Origin of the sequence: Nesterenkonia alkaliphila (assembly GCF_009758175.1) — a bacterium.
Lineage (GTDB): Bacteria > Actinomycetota > Actinomycetes > Actinomycetales > Micrococcaceae > Nesterenkonia > Nesterenkonia alkaliphila.
This window is the reverse complement of the sequence record NZ_WRPM01000101.1, coordinates 51,070-69,321: the sequence shown is the minus strand read 5'-3', so window position 1 is coordinate 69,321 and position 18,252 is coordinate 51,070. Positions and strand designations below refer to the sequence as shown.

At 65.1% G+C, this 18,252-nt stretch carries 15 protein-coding genes; 9 read left to right on the top strand and 6 right to left on the bottom strand.

Annotation, left to right across the window (positions count from 1 at the left end):
- Positions 1-2: 2 nt before the first annotated feature.
- On the bottom strand, positions 3-1,097 hold the full coding sequence (locus GNZ21_RS14645) for a glycosyltransferase family protein (protein ID WP_198346042.1): 1,095 nt from the start codon (positions 1,095-1,097) through the stop codon (positions 3-5).
- Positions 1,098-1,240: 143 nt separating this feature from the next.
- Between GNZ21_RS14645 and GNZ21_RS14640 the strand changes: the two genes are divergently transcribed.
- From GNZ21_RS14640 to GNZ21_RS14620, 5 genes are all read left to right on the top strand, one after another.
- Positions 1,241-2,530 carry an acetyl-CoA C-acetyltransferase gene (locus GNZ21_RS14640; protein WP_157325622.1) on the top strand — a complete coding sequence of 430 codons (1,290 nt, stop codon included), beginning with the start codon at positions 1,241-1,243 and terminating at the stop codon, positions 2,528-2,530.
- 9 nt (positions 2,531-2,539) lie between these two features.
- The gene (locus tag GNZ21_RS14635; protein ID WP_157325620.1) at positions 2,540-3,898 is read left to right on the top strand and encodes a 3-oxoacyl-ACP reductase; all 1,359 of its coding nucleotides are present in this window, start codon (positions 2,540-2,542) and stop codon (positions 3,896-3,898) included.
- Positions 3,899-3,903: 5 nt separating this feature from the next.
- Positions 3,904-4,791 (top strand): MaoC family dehydratase, encoded by an 888-nt coding sequence (locus tag GNZ21_RS14630; protein WP_157325618.1) that lies wholly within the window; start codon positions 3,904-3,906, stop codon positions 4,789-4,791.
- A gap of 28 nt (positions 4,792-4,819) precedes the next feature.
- Positions 4,820-6,814: a 1-deoxy-D-xylulose-5-phosphate synthase gene (gene dxs / locus GNZ21_RS14625; RefSeq protein WP_157325616.1), complete on the top strand. Its 1,995-nt coding sequence runs from the start codon at positions 4,820-4,822 to the stop codon at positions 6,812-6,814.
- A gap of 72 nt (positions 6,815-6,886) precedes the next feature.
- Positions 6,887-9,007, top strand: coding sequence for a 3-hydroxyacyl-CoA dehydrogenase NAD-binding domain-containing protein (locus GNZ21_RS14620; protein WP_157325614.1), 2,121 nt, complete (start codon positions 6,887-6,889; stop codon positions 9,005-9,007).
- A 2-nt stretch (positions 9,008-9,009) separates the two neighbouring features.
- On the opposite strand, the gene GNZ21_RS14615 is transcribed toward GNZ21_RS14620, so the two are convergent.
- From GNZ21_RS14615 to msrB, 4 genes are all read right to left on the bottom strand, one after another.
- Positions 9,010-10,230: an HRDC domain-containing protein gene (locus GNZ21_RS14615; RefSeq protein WP_229659363.1), complete on the bottom strand. Its 1,221-nt coding sequence runs from the start codon at positions 10,228-10,230 to the stop codon at positions 9,010-9,012.
- Between the two features lie 2 nt (positions 10,231-10,232).
- Positions 10,233-10,847: a DUF3000 domain-containing protein gene (locus tag GNZ21_RS14610; RefSeq protein ID WP_229659364.1), complete on the bottom strand. Its 615-nt coding sequence runs from the start codon at positions 10,845-10,847 to the stop codon at positions 10,233-10,235.
- Between the two features lie 89 nt (positions 10,848-10,936).
- Entirely contained in the window at positions 10,937-11,995 is a 1,059-nt protein-coding gene (locus tag GNZ21_RS14605) for a threonine aldolase family protein (RefSeq protein WP_188503443.1), read from the bottom strand.
- Positions 11,996-12,403 (bottom strand): peptide-methionine (R)-S-oxide reductase MsrB, encoded by a 408-nt coding sequence (msrB, locus tag GNZ21_RS14600; RefSeq protein ID WP_157325610.1) that lies wholly within the window; start codon positions 12,401-12,403, stop codon positions 11,996-11,998.
- Positions 12,404-12,474: 71 nt separating this feature from the next.
- On the opposite strand from msrB, the gene GNZ21_RS14595 reads away from it, so the two are divergent.
- Complete coding sequence (locus GNZ21_RS14595; protein ID WP_229659365.1) at positions 12,475-13,731, top strand: alpha/beta hydrolase family protein; 1,257 nt, start codon at positions 12,475-12,477, stop codon at positions 13,729-13,731.
- 12 nt (positions 13,732-13,743) lie between these two features.
- Here GNZ21_RS14595 and GNZ21_RS14590 read toward each other — a convergent pair whose 3' ends face one another.
- Positions 13,744-14,472: a glycerophosphodiester phosphodiesterase family protein gene (locus GNZ21_RS14590; RefSeq protein WP_157325606.1), complete on the bottom strand. Its 729-nt coding sequence runs from the start codon at positions 14,470-14,472 to the stop codon at positions 13,744-13,746.
- A gap of 51 nt (positions 14,473-14,523) precedes the next feature.
- On the opposite strand from GNZ21_RS14590, the gene zapE reads away from it, so the two are divergent.
- From zapE to gndA, 3 genes are all read left to right on the top strand, one after another.
- Positions 14,524-15,594, top strand: coding sequence for a cell division protein ZapE (gene zapE, locus GNZ21_RS14585; protein ID WP_157325604.1), 1,071 nt, complete (start codon positions 14,524-14,526; stop codon positions 15,592-15,594).
- Between the two features lie 79 nt (positions 15,595-15,673).
- Positions 15,674-16,606: a polyphosphate kinase 2 gene (gene ppk2, locus GNZ21_RS14580; protein ID WP_157325602.1), complete on the top strand. Its 933-nt coding sequence runs from the start codon at positions 15,674-15,676 to the stop codon at positions 16,604-16,606.
- Positions 16,607-16,757: 151 nt separating this feature from the next.
- Positions 16,758-18,215, top strand: a complete 1,458-nt coding sequence (gene gndA / locus GNZ21_RS14575) for an NADP-dependent phosphogluconate dehydrogenase (protein ID WP_157325599.1) — start codon at positions 16,758-16,760, stop codon at positions 18,213-18,215.
- Positions 18,216-18,252: the final 37 nt, after the last annotated feature.

The following is an 18,252-nucleotide window of genomic DNA, read 5'->3' as shown; positions in this document are numbered from 1 at the left end:
GCTCAGTCGTGGTCGAGCTCGCCGGGGTCAACCGCGGCAGCGTGTTCCCAGGCGTCCACCAGCTGCTCGGCGGCGGCTCCCAGCGGGCCTACTACATAGTCCAGCGCTTCCTGGGACAGTGGCTGTGCGCCGTCGACAGCGGCGAGCACCTCATCGACAGTTTCCGCTGTCTCAGCAGTGCTCAGCAAGTACTCGGGAACCTCGAGCTCAGAGTCCATCACGGCCACCAAGGGCGTGCCGACTGCCGCGATGCGAGGGAAGACGGTACCTGGAATCCCTACTGCCCTGGAGGCCCGAACCGAAGCCTCCACGGAGCCCTCCTGGGCGATGTCGAAGTCATTCCAGAGGGACTCATCCTCACGCGGGTGCAGCCCGACCAGGATGTCGTAGCCTTCCTCATCCAGCGCATGCGCCGCCTCCAGCAGCAGTTCGGTTCCAGGGGCGGCGCCTCCGGTCTCGTCCGGATGGGTCACGCTGGTGAGGATCAGCACCGTTTCAGGCTCAGGCGACCAATCGGGCGTGTCATCCAGTTCTGGGACTCCCACCACGTCAATATCCTCCTCCGGCACGCCGAAGTAGACAGCGAAGGTTTCACGCTCGGCCGGAGAGCTGGCGGTTATGCCTGCCAGTCGAGGACGGAGCCGCTCGGCGTGCTCGGCCTCCTCCGGGCGGAGATAGGCAGTGCTGCTGGCTACTATCGGAAGCTCCTGGAATTCTTCGGCAACCTCCAGCGGCCACTCCTCGGCGCCATTGACCACCAGCAGGTCATAGTCGTCAGGGTTTGCCTCGTCCAGTGGGACGGATTCAACGCTGGCCTCCTCGTCGACCTCTGAGAGGTCAGGGACGATGAGCTGGATCTCGCCTCCACGCTGGGCGACCTCCTCTGCGACGTGCTCTACGTGGTAGGCGCCCCAGGGCTCATTGGTAGCTACGGCAATACGCAGCGGATCATCGCCCCCGGCCGGATCCGCAGTGGAATCGGTGGCCGCTTCGGTGCCTTCGGCGCAGGAGACTAGCGTCAGGCTCAGCAGAAGGCCCAGGGCTGCGGCGGGGCGTAGGCGGACAGCAGAGGTACTCTCTTCGGAATGTCGTGTCATGAGAGTGATCATTGAATAGGTGTCTAAATCGGAGGTGAACCGAGGTTTAAGCAGGAGCGAGGGCTGCCAGGATGGAAAGTGACCGCTGGCACAGGTATCCTAAGTGACTGACGAGTAATAAACGGCAAGCTCAGGAGCAGATCATGGCAGAAACAGTGCGCGAGGCCGTCATCATCGGCGGCAACCGGATCCCCTTCGCCCGCGCCCACGGCGCCTATGCGAAGGCCTCCAACCAGGACATGCTCACTTCTGCACTCAACGGACTGGTGGCCCGCTACGGGCTGCAGGGCCAGCAGCTGGGCGCAGTGTCCGGGGGTGCAGTGCTCAAGCACTCCAAGAACTTCAACCTGGTCCGCGAATCGGTGTTGGGCACACCGCTGGATCCCAAGACCCCTGCCTATGACGTGCAGATGGCCTGCGCCACCGGCACCGAGGCCATTGGCTCCCTGGCCAATAAGATCAAGCTGGGCCAGATCGACTCCGGGATCGGCGGGGGAGTGGACTCCATCTCCGATGCTCCGATTGTGGTCACCGATGAGCTGCGCGGGATCCTCATGGAGGCCAACCGGGCCAAGACCCTCGGCGCCCGGCTCAAGGCCCTGGCCCAGATCCGCCCCGGCCACCTGGCCCCGCAGGCCCCCGGTACCGGAGAGCCGCGCACCGGACTCTCCATGGGTGAGCATATGGCGATCACCGCCCACCAGTGGGGCATCACTCGGGAAGAGCAGGATGAGCTGGCCGCGGCCAGTCACCGCAACCTGTCCGCCACCTATGAGCAGGGCTTCTTCGACGATCTGGTCACCCCGTTCAAGGGGATCAGCAAGGACAACAATATGCGCGGTGACTCCACTGTGGAGAAGCTGGCCAAGCTATCCCCAGTCTTCGGAAAGGATCTGGGTGAGGAAGCCACGATGACCGCGGCCAACTCCACCCCGCTGACCGACGGGGCCTCCGCAGTGCTGCTGGGATCCGAGGAGTGGGCCGATGCCCATGATCTGCCCAAACTGGCCAATTTTGTGGACTACGAGCAGGGCGCAGTGGACTTTGTGGACGGCGCTGAGGGTCTGCTGATGGCACCGACCTACGCGGCAGCCCGGATGCTGACACGCAATAACCTCAGCTTTGAGGATTTCGAGTACTTCGAGATCCACGAGGCCTTCGCCTCGACTGTGCTGGCCCAGATGAAAGCGTGGGAGTCTGCGGAGTTCTGCCGGGACAAGCTGGGTCTGGATGCTCCGCTGGGCAGCATCGACCGGTCCAAGCTCAATGTGACCGGCTCCTCGCTGGCCACCGGCCACCCCTTTGCTGCCACCGGCGGACGGATCGTGGCCACTCTGGCCAAACTGCTGCACGGCAAGCCCGGCAAACTGGGCTTCATTTCGGTCTGCGCGGCCGGGGGCCAGGGCATCACGGCAATCATCGAAGGACGGTAAAGCATCTCTATGGCTAAGGACTCTTATACTGAATTCGCCAACACCGGCTTCGGCCGCAGGATCACCAAAGCGCTCGGCCTGCCCCAACCGGCCAAGCTGCGCCGCTACAGCCCCGGGGACCCGGTGATCGAGGGGCCAGTGGTGCTGGTCGGGCAGAGCGAGGCCTCCGACCTCATCGCCGGGCGCCTGCTGGACTGGGACCTGGACGTCCGGCGTCATGTGGGTCCCAAAGAGAAGGTGGCCGCCGTAGTGGCGGTCTTCGACTCCGCGCACAGCCCCGCAAATCTCTCCGAGTCTGTGCTGGAACTGGGCGGGCTGCTCAAGCAGCTGAAACCCTCTGCCCGAGTCATCACGGTATTCCGCAACCCCGATCACACTGAGGACCCCGCTGCCCGGGCGGCTAGGAAAGGCATAGAAGGCCTCACCCGCTCGCTGGCCCACGAGATGCGCGCCGGGGGCACTGCCAACGGGCTGATCCTGCACGAGAACCTCGACCCCGCGGCTCCCTCAGTGGCCGGAGCCCTGCGGTTCCTGCTCTCCGGACGCTCAGCCTTCGTCTCCGGGCAGTTCATCACTGTGGACTCGGTCAACGGCACGCTGCCGGAGGACTGGTCGGCACCGCTGCGGAATCAGGTGGCTGTGGTCACCGGTGCGGCCCGCGGGATCGGCGCGGCCATCGCCCGCACCCTGCACCGAGACGGCGCCCAGGTCATCGCCGTGGACATCCCCGCCGCCGGGGAGCAGCTGACCCAGGTGGCCAACCAGGTCTCCGGCACCGCCCTGCAGGTGGACATCACCGAACAGGACGCCGCTGAGCGCATCCTCGCTCACGCAGAACAGCACTACGGCCGGCTGGACATCGTGGTGCACAACGCCGGGATCACCCGGGACAAGCTGCTGGCCAATATGGACGCCGGCCGCTGGGATTCGGTGATCGCGGTGAACATCGAATCCCAACTGCGGATGAACCAGGTGTTCCTGGACTCTGAGCTGTTCAGCCGCACCGAGAGCACTGTGGGCCCGCGGATCGTTTCGCTGGCCTCCACCTCCGGGATCGCTGGCAACCGCGGGCAGACCAACTATGCGGCCTCCAAGGCCGGGGTGATCGGAATGGTCTCAGCGGCCTCCGCCCAACTTGCAGCCCGCCACGGCACCATCAACGCAGTGGCCCCTGGATTCATTGAGACTGAGATGACCGCCAAAATGCCTATGGCCACTCGTGAGGTGGCCCGGCGGCTGAACTCGCTGAGCCAGGGCGGACGGCCCGAGGATGTGGCGGAGACCATCGCCTATCTGGTCTCCCCGGCTGCGGCAGGAACCTCCGGACTCACCATGCGGGTCTGCGGTCAGAACCTGGTGGGGGCGTGAGTGCTATGACAGAGCCCCGCCGGATCCCGCTGCCCGAGCTCGGCAGCCTCTACCGCAAGGCGGCCCTGGACGCCGCCAAATCCAAGCTCTCCACCACCGGGAGCCTCAAGGCGCTGCCTCAGCGACCGGTGCTCGCTGAGCACCCCGGGATCACCGAGGAGCAGGCCGAGGCCTACCGGCAGCTGGTGCACGGCGAGGTCTTTGACGGGGTGCACCGGGCCTCGCTTCCCTCAGTGCTGGTGCATATCGCCGGATTCCCGGTGCAGATGGCCCTGATGTCCCAGCGCGAGTTCCCGCTGCCGCTGCTGGGTATGGTGCATCTGTCCAACCATGTCCACCACCATCACCCGGTCACCGCCGGGCAGCCGCTGCAGATCCTGGCCCGGGCAGAGAACCTCGCCCCGCACCGGCGCGGCACCCAGGTGGACATCGTGCTGGAGATCTCGGCTGCGGGTCAGCTGCTCTACAGCAGCACCTCGGTGTACCTGGGCCGCGGCAGCTATCTGTTCGACAAACCCGACGCTGCCGCACCCCGGGAGGATTTCACCCCGCCGGTGAAGACCGCCCTGTGGACTCTGGGTGCTGAGGCCGGTCGCGACTATGCGGCAGTCTCCGGGGACTACAACCCGATTCACCTCACCGGGCTCACCGCCAAGGCTCTGGGACAGAAGCGGGCCATAGTGCACGGTATGTACTCCGCGGCACGCATGCTGGAGGGCCGGGAGCCGGAGGGAGCCGGACACCAGTGGAGCATCCAGTTCGCTGCCCCGGTGGCACTGCCGGGCAAGGTGGCCTTTGCCGCTGAGCAGGTGGAGGAGAAGGTGACTAGGTTCACCGGCTGGAATCCGCGCAGAGCCAAACCGCATTTCACCGGGGAGCTTATCCTGCCGTGACACTGCTGAGTCTCGGTAGACTGGGTGAATGAGCATTCTGCACACGATCCGCTCACCGCAGGACTTGTCCAAGCTCAGCGCAGAGCAGTTGGGCCGGCTGGCTGAGGAGATCCGTGAGTTCCTGATCACCCATGTCTCGGCCACCGGGGGGCACCTGGGCCCCAACCTCGGCGTCGTCGAACTGACCTTGGCGGTGCACCGGGTCTTCGACTCCCCGCGAGACTCCATCGTCTTTGACACCGGGCACCAGTCCTATGTGCATAAGCTGGTCACCGGTCGCCAGGATTTCTCCACGCTGCGCCAGCAGGGCGGGCTGGCCGGCTACCCGGATCGCTCCGAGTCCGTACATGACATTCTGGAGTCTTCCCACGCCTCCAGCTCACTGGCCTGGGCTGACGGAATCTCCCGGGCCCGTGCGCTGCAGGGCGAGGGCGACCGCTACGTGGTGCCGATCATCGGTGACGGGGCGCTGACCGGGGGTATGGCCTGGGAGGCCTTGAACAACATCGCGGCCGATAAGGACCGCAGAGTAGTGATTGTGGTCAATGACAATGGCCGCTCCTATGCGCCGACTGTGGGCGGGATCGCCAACCAGCTCTCCAAGCTGCGCCGCGGGGTGCTGGACAAAGTTCGCACCCATCCGGTCTACGAATCCGTGATGGACGGTACCAAGCGGCGGCTGATCAACGGCGGGCCGCTGAGTCAGATGACCTACCGCAGCCTGCACGCGATGAAGAAGGGTGCCAAGGACTTCTGGGCCCCGCAGGGCCTGTTCGAGGACTTGGGCATGAAGTACATCGGCCCAGTGGACGGCCACGACCAGTCCGCCCTGGAGGAGGCTCTGGAGGACGCTCGCAGCTATGAGGGTCCGGTGATTGTGCATGCCATCACCGAGAAGGGCCGCGGCTACGCCCCGGCCAGGGCTGATGAGGCCGACCAGTTCCACGCAGTGGGGGTGATCGACCCGGAGACCGGTGACCCGGTCTCCCGCGGCTCTTCCCGCTCCTGGACCTCCGTGTTCGAGGAGGAGATCGCTGCAATCGCCGACGAGCGTGAGGACATCGTGGCACTGACCGGGGCCATGCTGATCCCGGTGGGGCTGCGCACCCTGGCCGCCAAGCACCCTGAGCGGGTGCTGGATGTGGGCATCGCTGAGCAGCATGCGGTGGCCTCAGCGGCCGGGCTGGCCTACGGCGGGCTGCACCCGGTGGTGGCGGTCTACGCCACCTTCCTCAACCGGGCGTTCGACCAGGTGCTCATGGATGTGGCGCTGCACAAGGCCGGGGTGACCTTTGTGCTGGACCGGGCAGGAGTCACCGGACCGGACGGTCCCAGCCACCACGGGGTCTGGGACCTCTCCCTGCTGCAGCTGGTCCCCGGGCTGCGGATCGCGGCTCCCCGGGACTCCGCCCGGCTGCGCGAGGAGCTGCGCGAGGCGGTCGCGGTGGAGGATGCCCCTACTGTGGTGCGCTTCTCCAAGGGCAATGTCAACGATGAGCTGGATGCGCTGCGGCGCCTGGACGATGGCGTGGACGTGCTGCATACCAGCAGCAAGCCAGATCCGGACGGCTCCTGGACCAATGACGTGATGATCGTCTCGGTGGGGGCGATGGGTGAGCTCTCCTTGGATGTGGCTCGCCGGCTGGAGGACCAGGGCATCACCGCCACGGTGGTGGACCCCCGCTGGGTGCTTCCGGTCCCGGAATCGGTGGTGGCTCTGGCTGCCCGGCACCGGATTGTGGTGTGCATCGAGGACGGGGTGAAGGCCGGGGGAGTGGGCGCCCGAATCCGCCAGGAGATGCGCGAGGCCGGGGTGGACACTGCGCTCAACGAGGTGGGGCTCCCGGTGGAGTTCCTGGCCCACGGCACCCGCAGTCAGATCTTTGAACGGGTGGGGCTGACCTCCGCTCAGATCGCTCAGGACACTGTGGCCCAGGTGCTGGGCACCAAGGTGCCCTTCGCCCGGCGGCTGCCCGGCGAAGACCTGCCCACCGGTGAGATCCCGGTGTTCCGCTCCCGGTAGCCAGTCTGGTTACCCGCCGGTAGTATGTGATGCGGAACGCACTGTTCACGCATCAAGCACAGGAGGCCGCCGTTGTCCGCTGATTTCTCCCGCTACCGCCATCTGACCGAGAACTTCCCGCATGAGGAGCTCACGCACTCCTTGGTGGAGGATGTGGAACTCCCCGAGGGCGCGGGCACTATGGCGCTCATCCGTCTGGACAATCAGCTGGAGAAACGCCCCAGTACACTGGGCCCCGGTTCACTGATCGCCTTCGGTGAAGCAGTCGCCGGCCAGCAGGTCCGGGCCGAATCCGGAGAGATCGCAGCCCTGGGAATCATCGGCAAGACCGGGGTCTTCGCCGCCGGGGCAGATATCGTCTCCGCCAGAGAGCTCACGGAGTCCCAGCACGGAATCGACCTGGCAGAGCTGGGCCATGACGCCTACAACCTGGTCGAGGACTTCCCAGCCCCCACCTTCGCCTTCATCAACGGCACCGCATTGGGCGGCGGGCTGGAGATCGCGCTGCCCGCCGATTACCGCACCGTCTCCTCGACCACCAAAGCGGTGGGGCTGCCTGAAGCATTCCTCGGCCTAGTTCCCGGCTGGGGCGGCATCTACCGGCTGCCCCGGCTGATTGGCCCTGAGGCCGCAGCCCAGGTGATCTTCGTCAATGCGCTGAACAACAATAAGTCGCTCAAGGGTAAGCAGGTCTTCGAGTTCGGCATCGCAGATGCGATCTTCGAGGAGTCCAGCTTTGAGCAGGACTCCCTCGCCTGGGCGGCCAAAGTGCTCAACCACGACGCCGCCACTACCGCGGAGCTGGAAAAGCACCGTGATCACGACACCAGTGATCAGGCTTGGGAACGAGCTGTGCAGCTGGCGGAGAAGACGATCGCGGCCAAAACGGGGGACACGGCCCCGGCACCGCTGCGCGCCCTGGAGATCTTCCGCCAGGTGCCGAGGAACTCCCGGGATGAGGACCGCAGGCTGGAGGTGTATGCTCTCGGGGAGCTGCTGGTCAGCCCAGAGTTCAAGAACACGGTCTATGCCTTCATGGAACTGGTCCAGAAGCGCGCCAAGAAGCCGGCCGGGGTGCCGCAGGCTGCTCCGCGCAGTCTGAACCGCATCGGCGTGGTCGGTGCCGGTCTGATGGCCTCCCAGCTGGCCCTGGTCTTTGCCCAGCAGCTGCAGGTGCCCGTGGTGATCAGCGACATCGACCAGGCCCGGGTGGACAAGGGCCTGGAGTACATTGCGGCTCAGAATGCCAAGCAGGTGCAGAAGGGCCGGCTGAGCCACCAGCAGGCAGAGGCGCTCACCGGGCTGGTCACCGGCTCCACGGACAAGTCTGCCTACGCTGATGCGGACTTCGTCATCGAGGCAGTGTTTGAGGAGATCAGTGTCAAAAAGCAGGTCTTCGCCGAGCTGGAGGAGATCGTCTCCCCGGAGGCGATTCTGGCCACCAACACCTCCTCGCTCTCGGTGACCGAGATGGCCGCAGATCTCAAACACCCTGAGCGGGTCATCGGGTTCCACTTCTTCAACCCGGTGCAGGTGATGCCCCTGGTGGAGATCGCCCGAACCGCGAAGACCGCTGATGAGCCCATCGCCACAGCCTTCGACTTGGCCGCCAAGCTGCGCAAAACCCCGGTACTGACCAAGGACACTGCCGCGTTCGTGGTCAATCGGGTGCTGCTGCGGCTGATGGCAGAGGTCCAAAGGTCCTTCGACCAGGGCACCCCTGCAGAGGTGGCAGATGAAGCACTGAAGCCCCTGGGCCTGCCGATGACCCCTTTCGATCTGCTGGCCATGGTGGGCATCCCGGTGGCACAGCATGTCACCGAGTCGCTTCACGCCAGCTTCGGGGACCGGTTCTATGTGTCCCAGAACCTGCAGAGGCTGATCGACCACGGCGTGAAGGAGATCTGGTCCACTGACGAGGCCGGGAACAAGCACATCAAGGACTCCACCCGCGAGCTGCTGGAGTTCGGCAACTCCCCGCAGACCTCGGAGCAGGTGCGCAGCACTGTGCTGGATGCTCTGGCCGAGGAGATCGGGCTGATGCTTGCCGACGAGGTGGTGGCCTCAGCCAAGGACATCGACCTGTGTATGATCCTGGGTGCTGGCTGGCCCTTCCATCGCGGAGGCATCACCCCCTACCTGGACCAGCAGGGCATCAGCCAGAAGGTCAACGGCAGGCCCTTCCACTCCTAAGGTCAGAGATCCTCGAGCGGGTCCGGGTCCAGCATCGCCACGGTGATGATCGCGGAGGTCTGCTCCACCTGCCAGGGGCGGGCACCCAGCTCCACCAGCGCCTGCTCGATATGCTCCGGATCCAGCACTGAGGGAGGGGTCCAGCACAGCTGCTTGAGCACTGCCGGGGCCAGCAGGGTCTCCGGCATCAGCTTCAGCTGCTCAGCCCTGCGGGCAAGCCGGTTCCGGGCAGTGCGGAACTGGCGGAACGCCTCCGGGTTGCGGTCCTTCCAAGTTCGCGGCGGCGGGGGAGTGCCGGTGCTGCTGGGCTTTCCCGGAAGGTCCTTGGTCCTGGTGCCCTCCTGCACTGCACGCAGCCAGCGCGGAGCCTCACGCTTAGCAGCCCGGCCGTGGAAGCCCGGTACCGCCAGCAGCTGGGGAACCGTGCGTGGGCCGGCCTCAGCTGCCGCCACCAGAGCTGAGTCCGGCAGCAGATGCCCGGGTGCCAGATCACGCTTCTCCGCCAGGGACTCCCGGGCCTCCCAGAGCTCACGCAGCACAGCCAGTTTGCGCGGCGACTTCAGCCTGCTCACCCCCGAGGTCTTCCGCCAGCGCTCGGCACGGGGCACTACTGTGGGGGTGAAGGTACACAGATGGGCGAACTCCTGGGCCGCCCACTCAGATTTGCCCTGTTCCTCCAGCAGCCCTGCCAGCTTCTGCCGCAGGGGGATCAGCAGCTCCACATCCAGGGCCGCATAGCGCAGCCAGTCCTTGGGCAGGGGCCGCTTGGACCAGTCGGCGGTCGAATGCTCCTTAGCCAGCCGCACCTCCAGCAGCTGCTCCACCACGGCACCCAGCCCCACCCGGGGCAGGCCCGCCATCCGGGCGGCCAGCTCAGTGTCGAAGAGCGCAGCAGGTTTCAGTCCCAGTTCGGCAAGCCCGGGAAGGTCCTGAGTGGCCGCATGCAGAATCCACTCGGCCTCTCCCAGCGCCTCCTGAATGAGGTCCAGGGAGCCCAATGCCTCCGGGTCGAGCAGCCAGATCCCGGCGCCCTCCCGTTTCAGCTGGACCAAAAAGGCCCGCTGTCCATAACGGATTCCCGAAGCCCGCTCAGCATCCACCGCCACGGGCCCGGTGCCGGCAGCAAGGGCCTCGGCCGCCCGCTGCAGACCGCGCGCCGAATCCATGACTGCGGGTACGCCACCGGCCGGCTCGGTGAACAGCGGCAGCTCAGAATCGCTCATCATCAGCTCCGCCGGATATGGGGCAGGGCCACCACGCCGTCAGGCAGCGGAGGCAGACCGGCGAAGGAGCAGACCATATCCGCCCAGGCCTCGAGGTTCGCGGCGAATGCTGTGCCCTGGGGGGTCCAGGAGGCGCGCAGCTCCACATCATTGCTGGCCCGCCGCGACTCCAGGGAGCCAAATGACTCGGAGAGGATACGGGTGGCTGTGCCTCCGGTATGCGAGTGCCGCACCCCGTGCTGGGCCAGGGAGTCACTGAGCCAGGTCCAGGCCACTGAGGCCAGCAGCGGATCATTGCCCATCTCCGGTTCCAGCTCAGCCCGAATGTAGATCACAACTCGGAAAGTGCCGCCCCAGGACTCCTGACCGGCCGGATCGTGCAGCAGGATAAACCTGCCGGTAGCGATATGATCCCCAGTGTCCTCACGGATGTCGGCCCCCAGGGCTGCGGCAAAAGGCGCCAGCTTGGCCGGTGCCGGGACCTCTGAGACCACGGCCTCAACGCGGGGAGCCGCCGAGCGCAGCTGATCCAGGGCGGCGCGGAATGCTGCAGGCACGCCGTCAATACTGGGGGCCGGCCGGGCATAATTGCCCGCCAGAGGGCCGAATACGCTCACCAGTCCAGACTATGGAGCGGCACCCGGAGTCTGCCTCAGGCACGCCGCACACCGGCCAACAATGTTGTCACAGGCAACCACCGGCAGGTTCAGGCACCTGCCGCAGTGTGCACCAGCTCCTCGATCTGCTCATCAGTGGTCTGCCAGGAGCACATCAGCCGCAGCACGGGATTCCCGGAGGCCGCAGTGTTCCAGATATGGGCCAGATATCGGCTCTGGATCCGGGCAGCCATCTCGGCGGGCACCTCCGGAAAGACTGCGTTGACCTGGGTCTGCCCGGAGAGCGTGACACCCTCTAGGGCGGCGAGCCGTTGACCGAGCTGCTGGGCCTGGGCGTTGGCGTACTCCGCATTGCGCCGCCAAGCCTCAGTGCTGAACAGGGCAAGCAGCTGAGCAGCGACAAACCGCTGTTTGGAGGCCAGCTGCATGGAGAACTTCCGGATGAAACCCAACCCTGAGACCCGCTCCGGGTTGATCACCACCACCGCCTCAGCCGCCAGGGCCCCGTTCTTGGTACCGCCCAGGCTGAGCACATCAGCGCCGCTGCCAGCCACCAACTCGCCCAGGCCCATACCAAGGGCGGCCGCCGCATTGGCAATCCTGGCACCGTCGATATGCACACCGAGCCCATGCCCATGGGCGGTCTCCGCAAGGGCGCTGAGCTGTTCCACGGTGTAGAGGGTTCCCAGCTCAGTGGACTGGGTCACCGACACTGCCAGCGGCTGGGCGGCATGCACGAACCCCAGGGTGCCCAGCTCCGCAGTGATGTCCTCCGGGCGCAGCCTGCCATCAGAGGTCGGTCTGGGCAGCAGCTTCAGTGACCCCACTCGCTCCGGAGCAGCACCCTCATCGTTGTTGATATGCGCCTGAGCCGAACAGATCGCCGCCCCCCAGCGCGGCAGCAGCCCCTGCAGGGCCACCACATTGGCACCGGTGCCGTTGAACACCGGATAGATCTCCGCAGCAGGGCCGAATTCGTCCTTGGCCCAGTCCCTCAGCTCAGCGCTGAAGGGATCCTCTCCATAGGGCAGAGCGGCCCCGGTGTTGGCTGTGCTGATCGCCTCGATGACCTCAGGGGACACACCAGCCACATTGTCCGAGGCGAAACTGGGGTCAAGATGAGCGCCTGTGGCGCGTTGCTTGCCCACTCAGGCTGCTCCCTCGTCGTCGTGCTCTGCCGGTTCAAAGGTCATCGAGACCGAGTTGATGCAGTAGCGCAGATCGGTGGGAGTGTTGAACCCCTCACCTTCAAAGAGATGCCCCAGGTGGGAGTCACAGGAACCGCAGCGCACCTCGATCCGCTGCATCCCCATCGAGGTGTCCTTCAGATAGGTCACATTGGAGCCCTCGGCAGGCTGGTAGAAGCTGGGCCAACCGCAGCGGGAGTCGAACTTGGTCTCCGACTCGAAGAGTTTGGCGCCGCAGGCCCGGCAGAAGTACGTCCCCGGCTGCTTATTGTCCCAGTACTCACCGGTGTAGGGCCGCTCGGTGCCCCCCTCGCGCAGCACCTGGAACTCGAAGTCGCTGAGCTTTGTGCGGAACGGATCATCACTCATAGCTTCAGTCTAAGCCTCAGCCCAGGAGTCCGGCGTAGAGTAGAGCCCGGTCACACATGCGTGGGAGGAACATGGACACTGAGGAAGTTGTGCGCAGGCTGCGGCGGGAGCCCGAGCCCACCCCATGGGTCAGATCAGTGCTGCTGGGAGCAGCCACCGGACTGGCCGCCGGCACGGTACTGGCGGGCATCATGTCCAGCGTCTCCGCCTACCTGGCCCGGATGGTGGTCACCCCGGCCCATGAGCCGGCCGAGACCCTGGAGATCCTGGCGGTTATCGAGGACTCCGATGGGCTCCAAGTGATCCTCCCGGTCACTGAGGACACGGTGGTGGAGGGCACGTACGGACTGCACTTCAACCAGGGCCGGGCGGTAGCTCAGATTGGGAAGATCACTTCCCTGGAGCCCAAGCACGGCACGGTCACCCGCCGGGTGCTCGGGGTCCAGCACGGGGACCTGCGCACAGCCAAAGCAGCCTCGATCAGCTCCGCCCTGTACCTAAACCCCGCCGACGCCGGATTCGGGTACGAGGAGGTCAGCGTTGAGCTGCCCGTCGGCCCGGCACCTGCCTGGTACGTCCCACACCGCAACCCCGAGGGCCCGCTGGCCGGCAGGCGGATCTGGGGGGTTATGGTGCACGGGCGCACCGGGACCCGGGTGGAGGCGGTCAAGGCCCTGTGGGCCGCACACCGCTTGGGCATCGATTCGCTGCTGGTCTCCTACCGCAACGACGGCGAGGCTCCAGCCGGACCCGATGGCCGCTACGGGCTCGGGATCACCGAGTGGGAGGACGTTGAGGCAGCGGTGGCCTATGCGCTGGACCACGGGGCCGAGGACGTGCTGATCTTCGGCTGGTCGATGGGCGGGGCGATTGCCCTGCAGACCGCCGACCGGTCACCGCTGACCACCCGGATCCGCGGTCTGGTGCTCACCGGACCGGTAGTGGACTGGATCGACGTGCTCGGCCACCAGGCCAAGGAGCGGCGGGTCCCGGAGCTGCTGGGCCGGCTGGCTCAGTGGCTGATCTCCAACGACGCCGGGCGCAGGGCCACTGGGCTGGCCTCCCCGGTGGACCTGAAGGCGCTGAACTGGATCGCCCGAGCCGACCAGCTGCACACCCGTACTTTGATCCTGCACAGCATCGACGACGAGGTGGTGCCCTATCAGCCCAGCCGGGACCTTGCCGAGCGCAACCGGCTGGTGGACTTCGTGCCCTTCCACACCGCCCGGCATGTCAAGGAGTGGAACTACGATCCCGAACGCTGGGAGTCCCACGTCCACCAGTGGGTCACCGAGCTGCTCGCGCTCCCGGAGCCGGGAACCAGCTAGCCGCATCCACCGTCATGCGGGGGAGAAACCCTCAAAGATCACGTTATCGGCCAGCGCATAGGCCCGCTCCATGTCCTGCTGCGCCGTGATGGTCCACAGCAGCAGCGGCCATCGCTGGGAGATCAGCCGGGCACGGGCCTGGTTGATGGCGCGGTACTCATAGGCCACGAAGTCCGGCTTTGAGATCCCGTTCAGCCCGAGGTTCTGCAGCAGCTTCTTGGTGGCCCAGGACATGTCCTTCTTCTCTGCGAAGCTTCCGGAGAGCTGGCCGCGCAGCACGTGGGGTGCGTTCTTGGCGAACCAGCCCACAATCAGCGGATCGAAGGACTGCACGGCGCACTCTCCGCGGTAGTCCCGCAGTGCGGCCGCTGCCGCCTGGGCCCGCAGGTTCCGGCACTCCCCGGTCTTGATCTCCACCAACAGCGGAACCCTGCCGTCCACAAACTCCAGGGTCTGCGCGAAGCTCAGCGGCTGCTGGTCGGTGCCGGTGATGGTCAGCGCTGTGAGCTCCTGCAGGCTGAGCTGCCGCACCAGCTCCTGGCGGCCGCAGAGCCGTTGGAGATGATCGTCGTGATGGACCACCAGCTGGTCATCTGCACTCAGCTGCACATCCAGCTCAATGGGCAGGCCAGCCTCGATGGAAGCCTGGAATGCGGCCATCGAGTTCTCTGGGACTCCGGAACCGTGCAGACCTCGGTGTGTGATGGGGCGGTCGGTCAGCCAGTCAGGGAGTCTGCTCACTCCTGTGATACTACCCAAACGCCATCCCCTGGCGGGCGTAAGCTGGAGACTATGCCATCAGATGCCGCCGCACCGCTTGCTGAACGAACACCCCAGGTCACAGTGGATGACCTGCTGGCCGGGCTGCGCCCGTCCTTCCGCTTCGCGTCAGTCTCCTTTGACAGCTACATCCCCGATCCCGGGCACCCCTCCCAGGCCGAGGCGGTGGCAGCACTGAGGGAGTTTTCCAGCACTGTGGGGGCACCGGCGTCGTCCTCCTTCCTGGGCAGACTCTTCGGGGGCAGGACCAAGCCTGCCGGCCCGGCCGGAATCTACCTGGACGGCGGGTTCGGTGTGGGCAAGACTCACCTGCTGGCCTCGCTCTACCATGCCGCCGGGGAGAATGGAGTGCCTGAGCACAAACGGGCCTTCGGCACCTTTGTGGAGTACACCAACCTGGTGGGCGCCCTGAGCTTCCGCAAAACTGTGGAGGTGCTCAGCGACTACCAGCTGGTCTGCATCGACGAGTTCGAGCTCGATGACGCCGGGGACACCACCCTGATGTCTCGGCTGCTGCGCGAGCTGGCCGACGCCGGGGTGAAGCTGGCAGCCACCTCCAACACGCTGCCGGGATCCCTGGGTGAAGGGCGGTTCGCCGCCACTGACTTCAAGCGCGAGATCCAGGTCCTGGCCGATCAGTTCCGCGTGATCCGGGTGGACGGGGAGGACTACCGGCACCGGGGCCTGCCCGAGGCGCCGGCCCCGCTGAGCAGCAGCCAGGTGGAGGAGTTCGCCACAGAGCACTACCCGGAGAAGACTCGGGTGGTGGATGACTTCGGGCCGCTGTGCGCGCATCTGAGCAAAGTACACCCCAGCCGCTACCGCCAGCTGATCTCCGGAGTAGAGGTGCTGGTGCTCAAGGATGTGGAGACCATCACCGGGCAGTCACTGGCACTGCGGTTCGTGGTCCTGGCGGATCGGCTCTATGACCAGGATGTGAAGATCATCGCCTCCGGTGAGCCCTTCGACGCGCTGTTCACTGAGGAAATGCTCTCCGGCGGGTACATGAAGAAGTACCACCGTGCGGTCTCTAGGCTCACTGCGCTGGCGCGCGCCGGCCAGATGGGCGAGCAGGCTCTGTAAGCTGGACAGTTCATCTGGAATTCACGCAGCTTTGCTTCGATGACAGCGATTCCATCGGCAGCAGGAAAGGCAGGCAGCAATGGTGAAACAGGACCTCTGGGAAGGTATCGAAGCCAATAAGCCTCGGCAGAATCTGCGCGAGTTCATCGACCAGCTGCTCGCCGGCGGGTACACCGTGGCTGATGGCCATACCCCGGACCCCGACCTGATCGACCCGCAGGGCAATGCGGTGGAGACCTGGCAGGAGAACTATCCGTATGAGGAGCGGATGGGCCGCGACCTCTATGAGATCGAGAAGTACCACTTGCAGGTGGAGCTGCTGAAGTTCCAGTACTGGGCCGAGGACTTCGGGCTCAAGCATGTGGTGGTTTTCGAAGGGCGCGACGCCGCCGGCAAGGGCGGCACCATCAAACGCTTCACCGAGCATCTCAACCCCCGCACCGCCCGGGTTGTGGCCCTGAACAAGCCCTCAGACCGGGAGAAAGGGCAGTGGTACTTCCAGCGCTACATCTATCACCTGCCCACCGCCGGGGAGATGGTGCTCTTCGACCGCTCCTGGTACAACCGTGCCGGAGTGGAACGGGTGATGGGCTTCTGCACCGATGATGAGTACGAGACCTTCATGGACCAGGCCCCGGTCTTCGAGAAGATGCTCATCGACGCCGGCATCCATCTCACCAAATTCTGGTTCTCGGTGACCCAGAAGGAGCAGCGCACCCGGTTCGCCATCCGGCAGATCGACCCGGTGCGGCAGTGGAAGCTCTCACCAATGGATCTGGAGTCCCTGGACCGCTGGGAGGCCTATACCGAGGCCAAGGAAGAGATGTTCCTGCGCACCGACACCGACCACGCCCCCTGGATCACCATCAAGTCCAATGACAAGAAGCGGGCCCGGCTCAATGCGATGCGCTACTTCCTCTCCCAGTTCGAGTACGAGGGCAAGGACCACGAGGTGGTCGGTGAGCCCGACCCGCTGATCGTCCAGCGCGGCCGCGACGCAGTCGGCGACTGAGCTGCTTCCGCGGCGCCGTACACGCCGCCGCCGCTCTCGCTCGGCTGCAGTGGCGCCGAGCTTCACACCATAAAGTCGCCGCATCACGAAGTTCGCGGCTCACACGGCTAGGATGGTCCCGGATCACATTGACACCTATTGAGGAGATGCATTGGGCGCTGATATTGGAGTGACTGGTCTTGCGGTGATGGGGGCTAATTTGGCCCGGAACCTGGCTAGGAACGGGTTTAGGGTGGCTCTGCACAACCGGACGGTGGCGAAGACGGATGCGCTGATCAATTCCTATGGCTCTGAGGGCGAGTTTGTGCGCACGGAGACCCTGGCGGAGCTGGTGGAGTCCCTGGAGCGTCCGCGCCGGGTGTTGATCATGGTCAAGGCTGGCGGCCCGGTGGATGCGGTGATTGATGAGTTGACCCCGCTGCTGGATGCAGGGGACATCATTATTGATGCGGGGAACTCGTTTTATGAGGAGACCAGGCGTCGGGAGGCTGATCTGCGTCAGAAGGGCCTGCATTTTGTGGGTGTGGGTGTCTCTGGTGGTGAGGAGGGTGCACTCAACGGCCCTTCGATCATGCCTGGGGGCTCCCAGGAGTCTTATCAGAGTCTGGGTCCGATGTTGGAGAAGATCGCCGCGTCGTATAACGGGGAGCCCTGTTGTGCCTGGGTGGGCACTGATGGTGCTGGGCATTACGTGAAGATGGTGCATAACGGGATTGAGTATGCCGATATGCAGGTCATTGGGGAGGCCTATGATCTGATGCGGTCTTTGGCTGGGATCGAGCCGGCCCAGCAGGCGAAGGTGTTCCGGGAGTGGAACACCACGGATCTGGCCTCGTATCTGATCGAGATCACCTCCGAGGTCCTGGAACAGGAGGATGAGCTGACGGGTCGGCCGTTGGTGGATGTGATTGTGGATGCTGCTGGGCAGAAGGGCACCGGCCGGTGGACTGCGATCTCGGGGTTGGAGGTTGGTTCTGCGGTGACGACGATCGCGGAGTCGGTCTTTGCCCGGTCTATCTCCTCGCAGCGTGAATTGCGGAAGATTACTCGGGATGTGTTCCCGGCTGGGGTGAATCAGGCGGTTAGTGCCCAGGAGTTCTACGGGACTAAGGAGTCTCAGCAGGACTTTGTGGAGGATATCCGTAAGGCGCTCTATGCGTCGAAGTTGGTCTCGTATGCTCAGGGTTTCGATATGCTCACCGCTGCTGGGGCCGAATACGGGTGGAGCTTGGATATGCGCACGATCGCGTCTCTGTGGCGGGCTGGGTGCATTATTCGGGCTGATTTGCTGGATACGATTATGCGCGCCTATGAGACTGAGGGTGAGACCCCGGCGAATCTGTTGTTGGCACCGGAGTTCACTGAGGCGATCAGTGAGTGCTTACCGGCTTGGCGGCGGGTGGTAGCAGCAGCAGCGACTTATGGTGTTCCAGCCCCGGTGTTCTCCTCTTCGTTGGCGTATTACGATTCGCTGCGTGCTGATCGGTTGCCGGCGGCTTTGACCCAGGGGCTGCGGGATTACTTCGGTGCTCATACGTATCAGCGCATTGATAAGCCTGGGACGTTCCACACTCGTTGGTCCGAGGACCGCACCGAGACCGAGGTCTGAGGCTTTTAGGTGTGAAGGTGGGCAGAGCTTTGCCCAC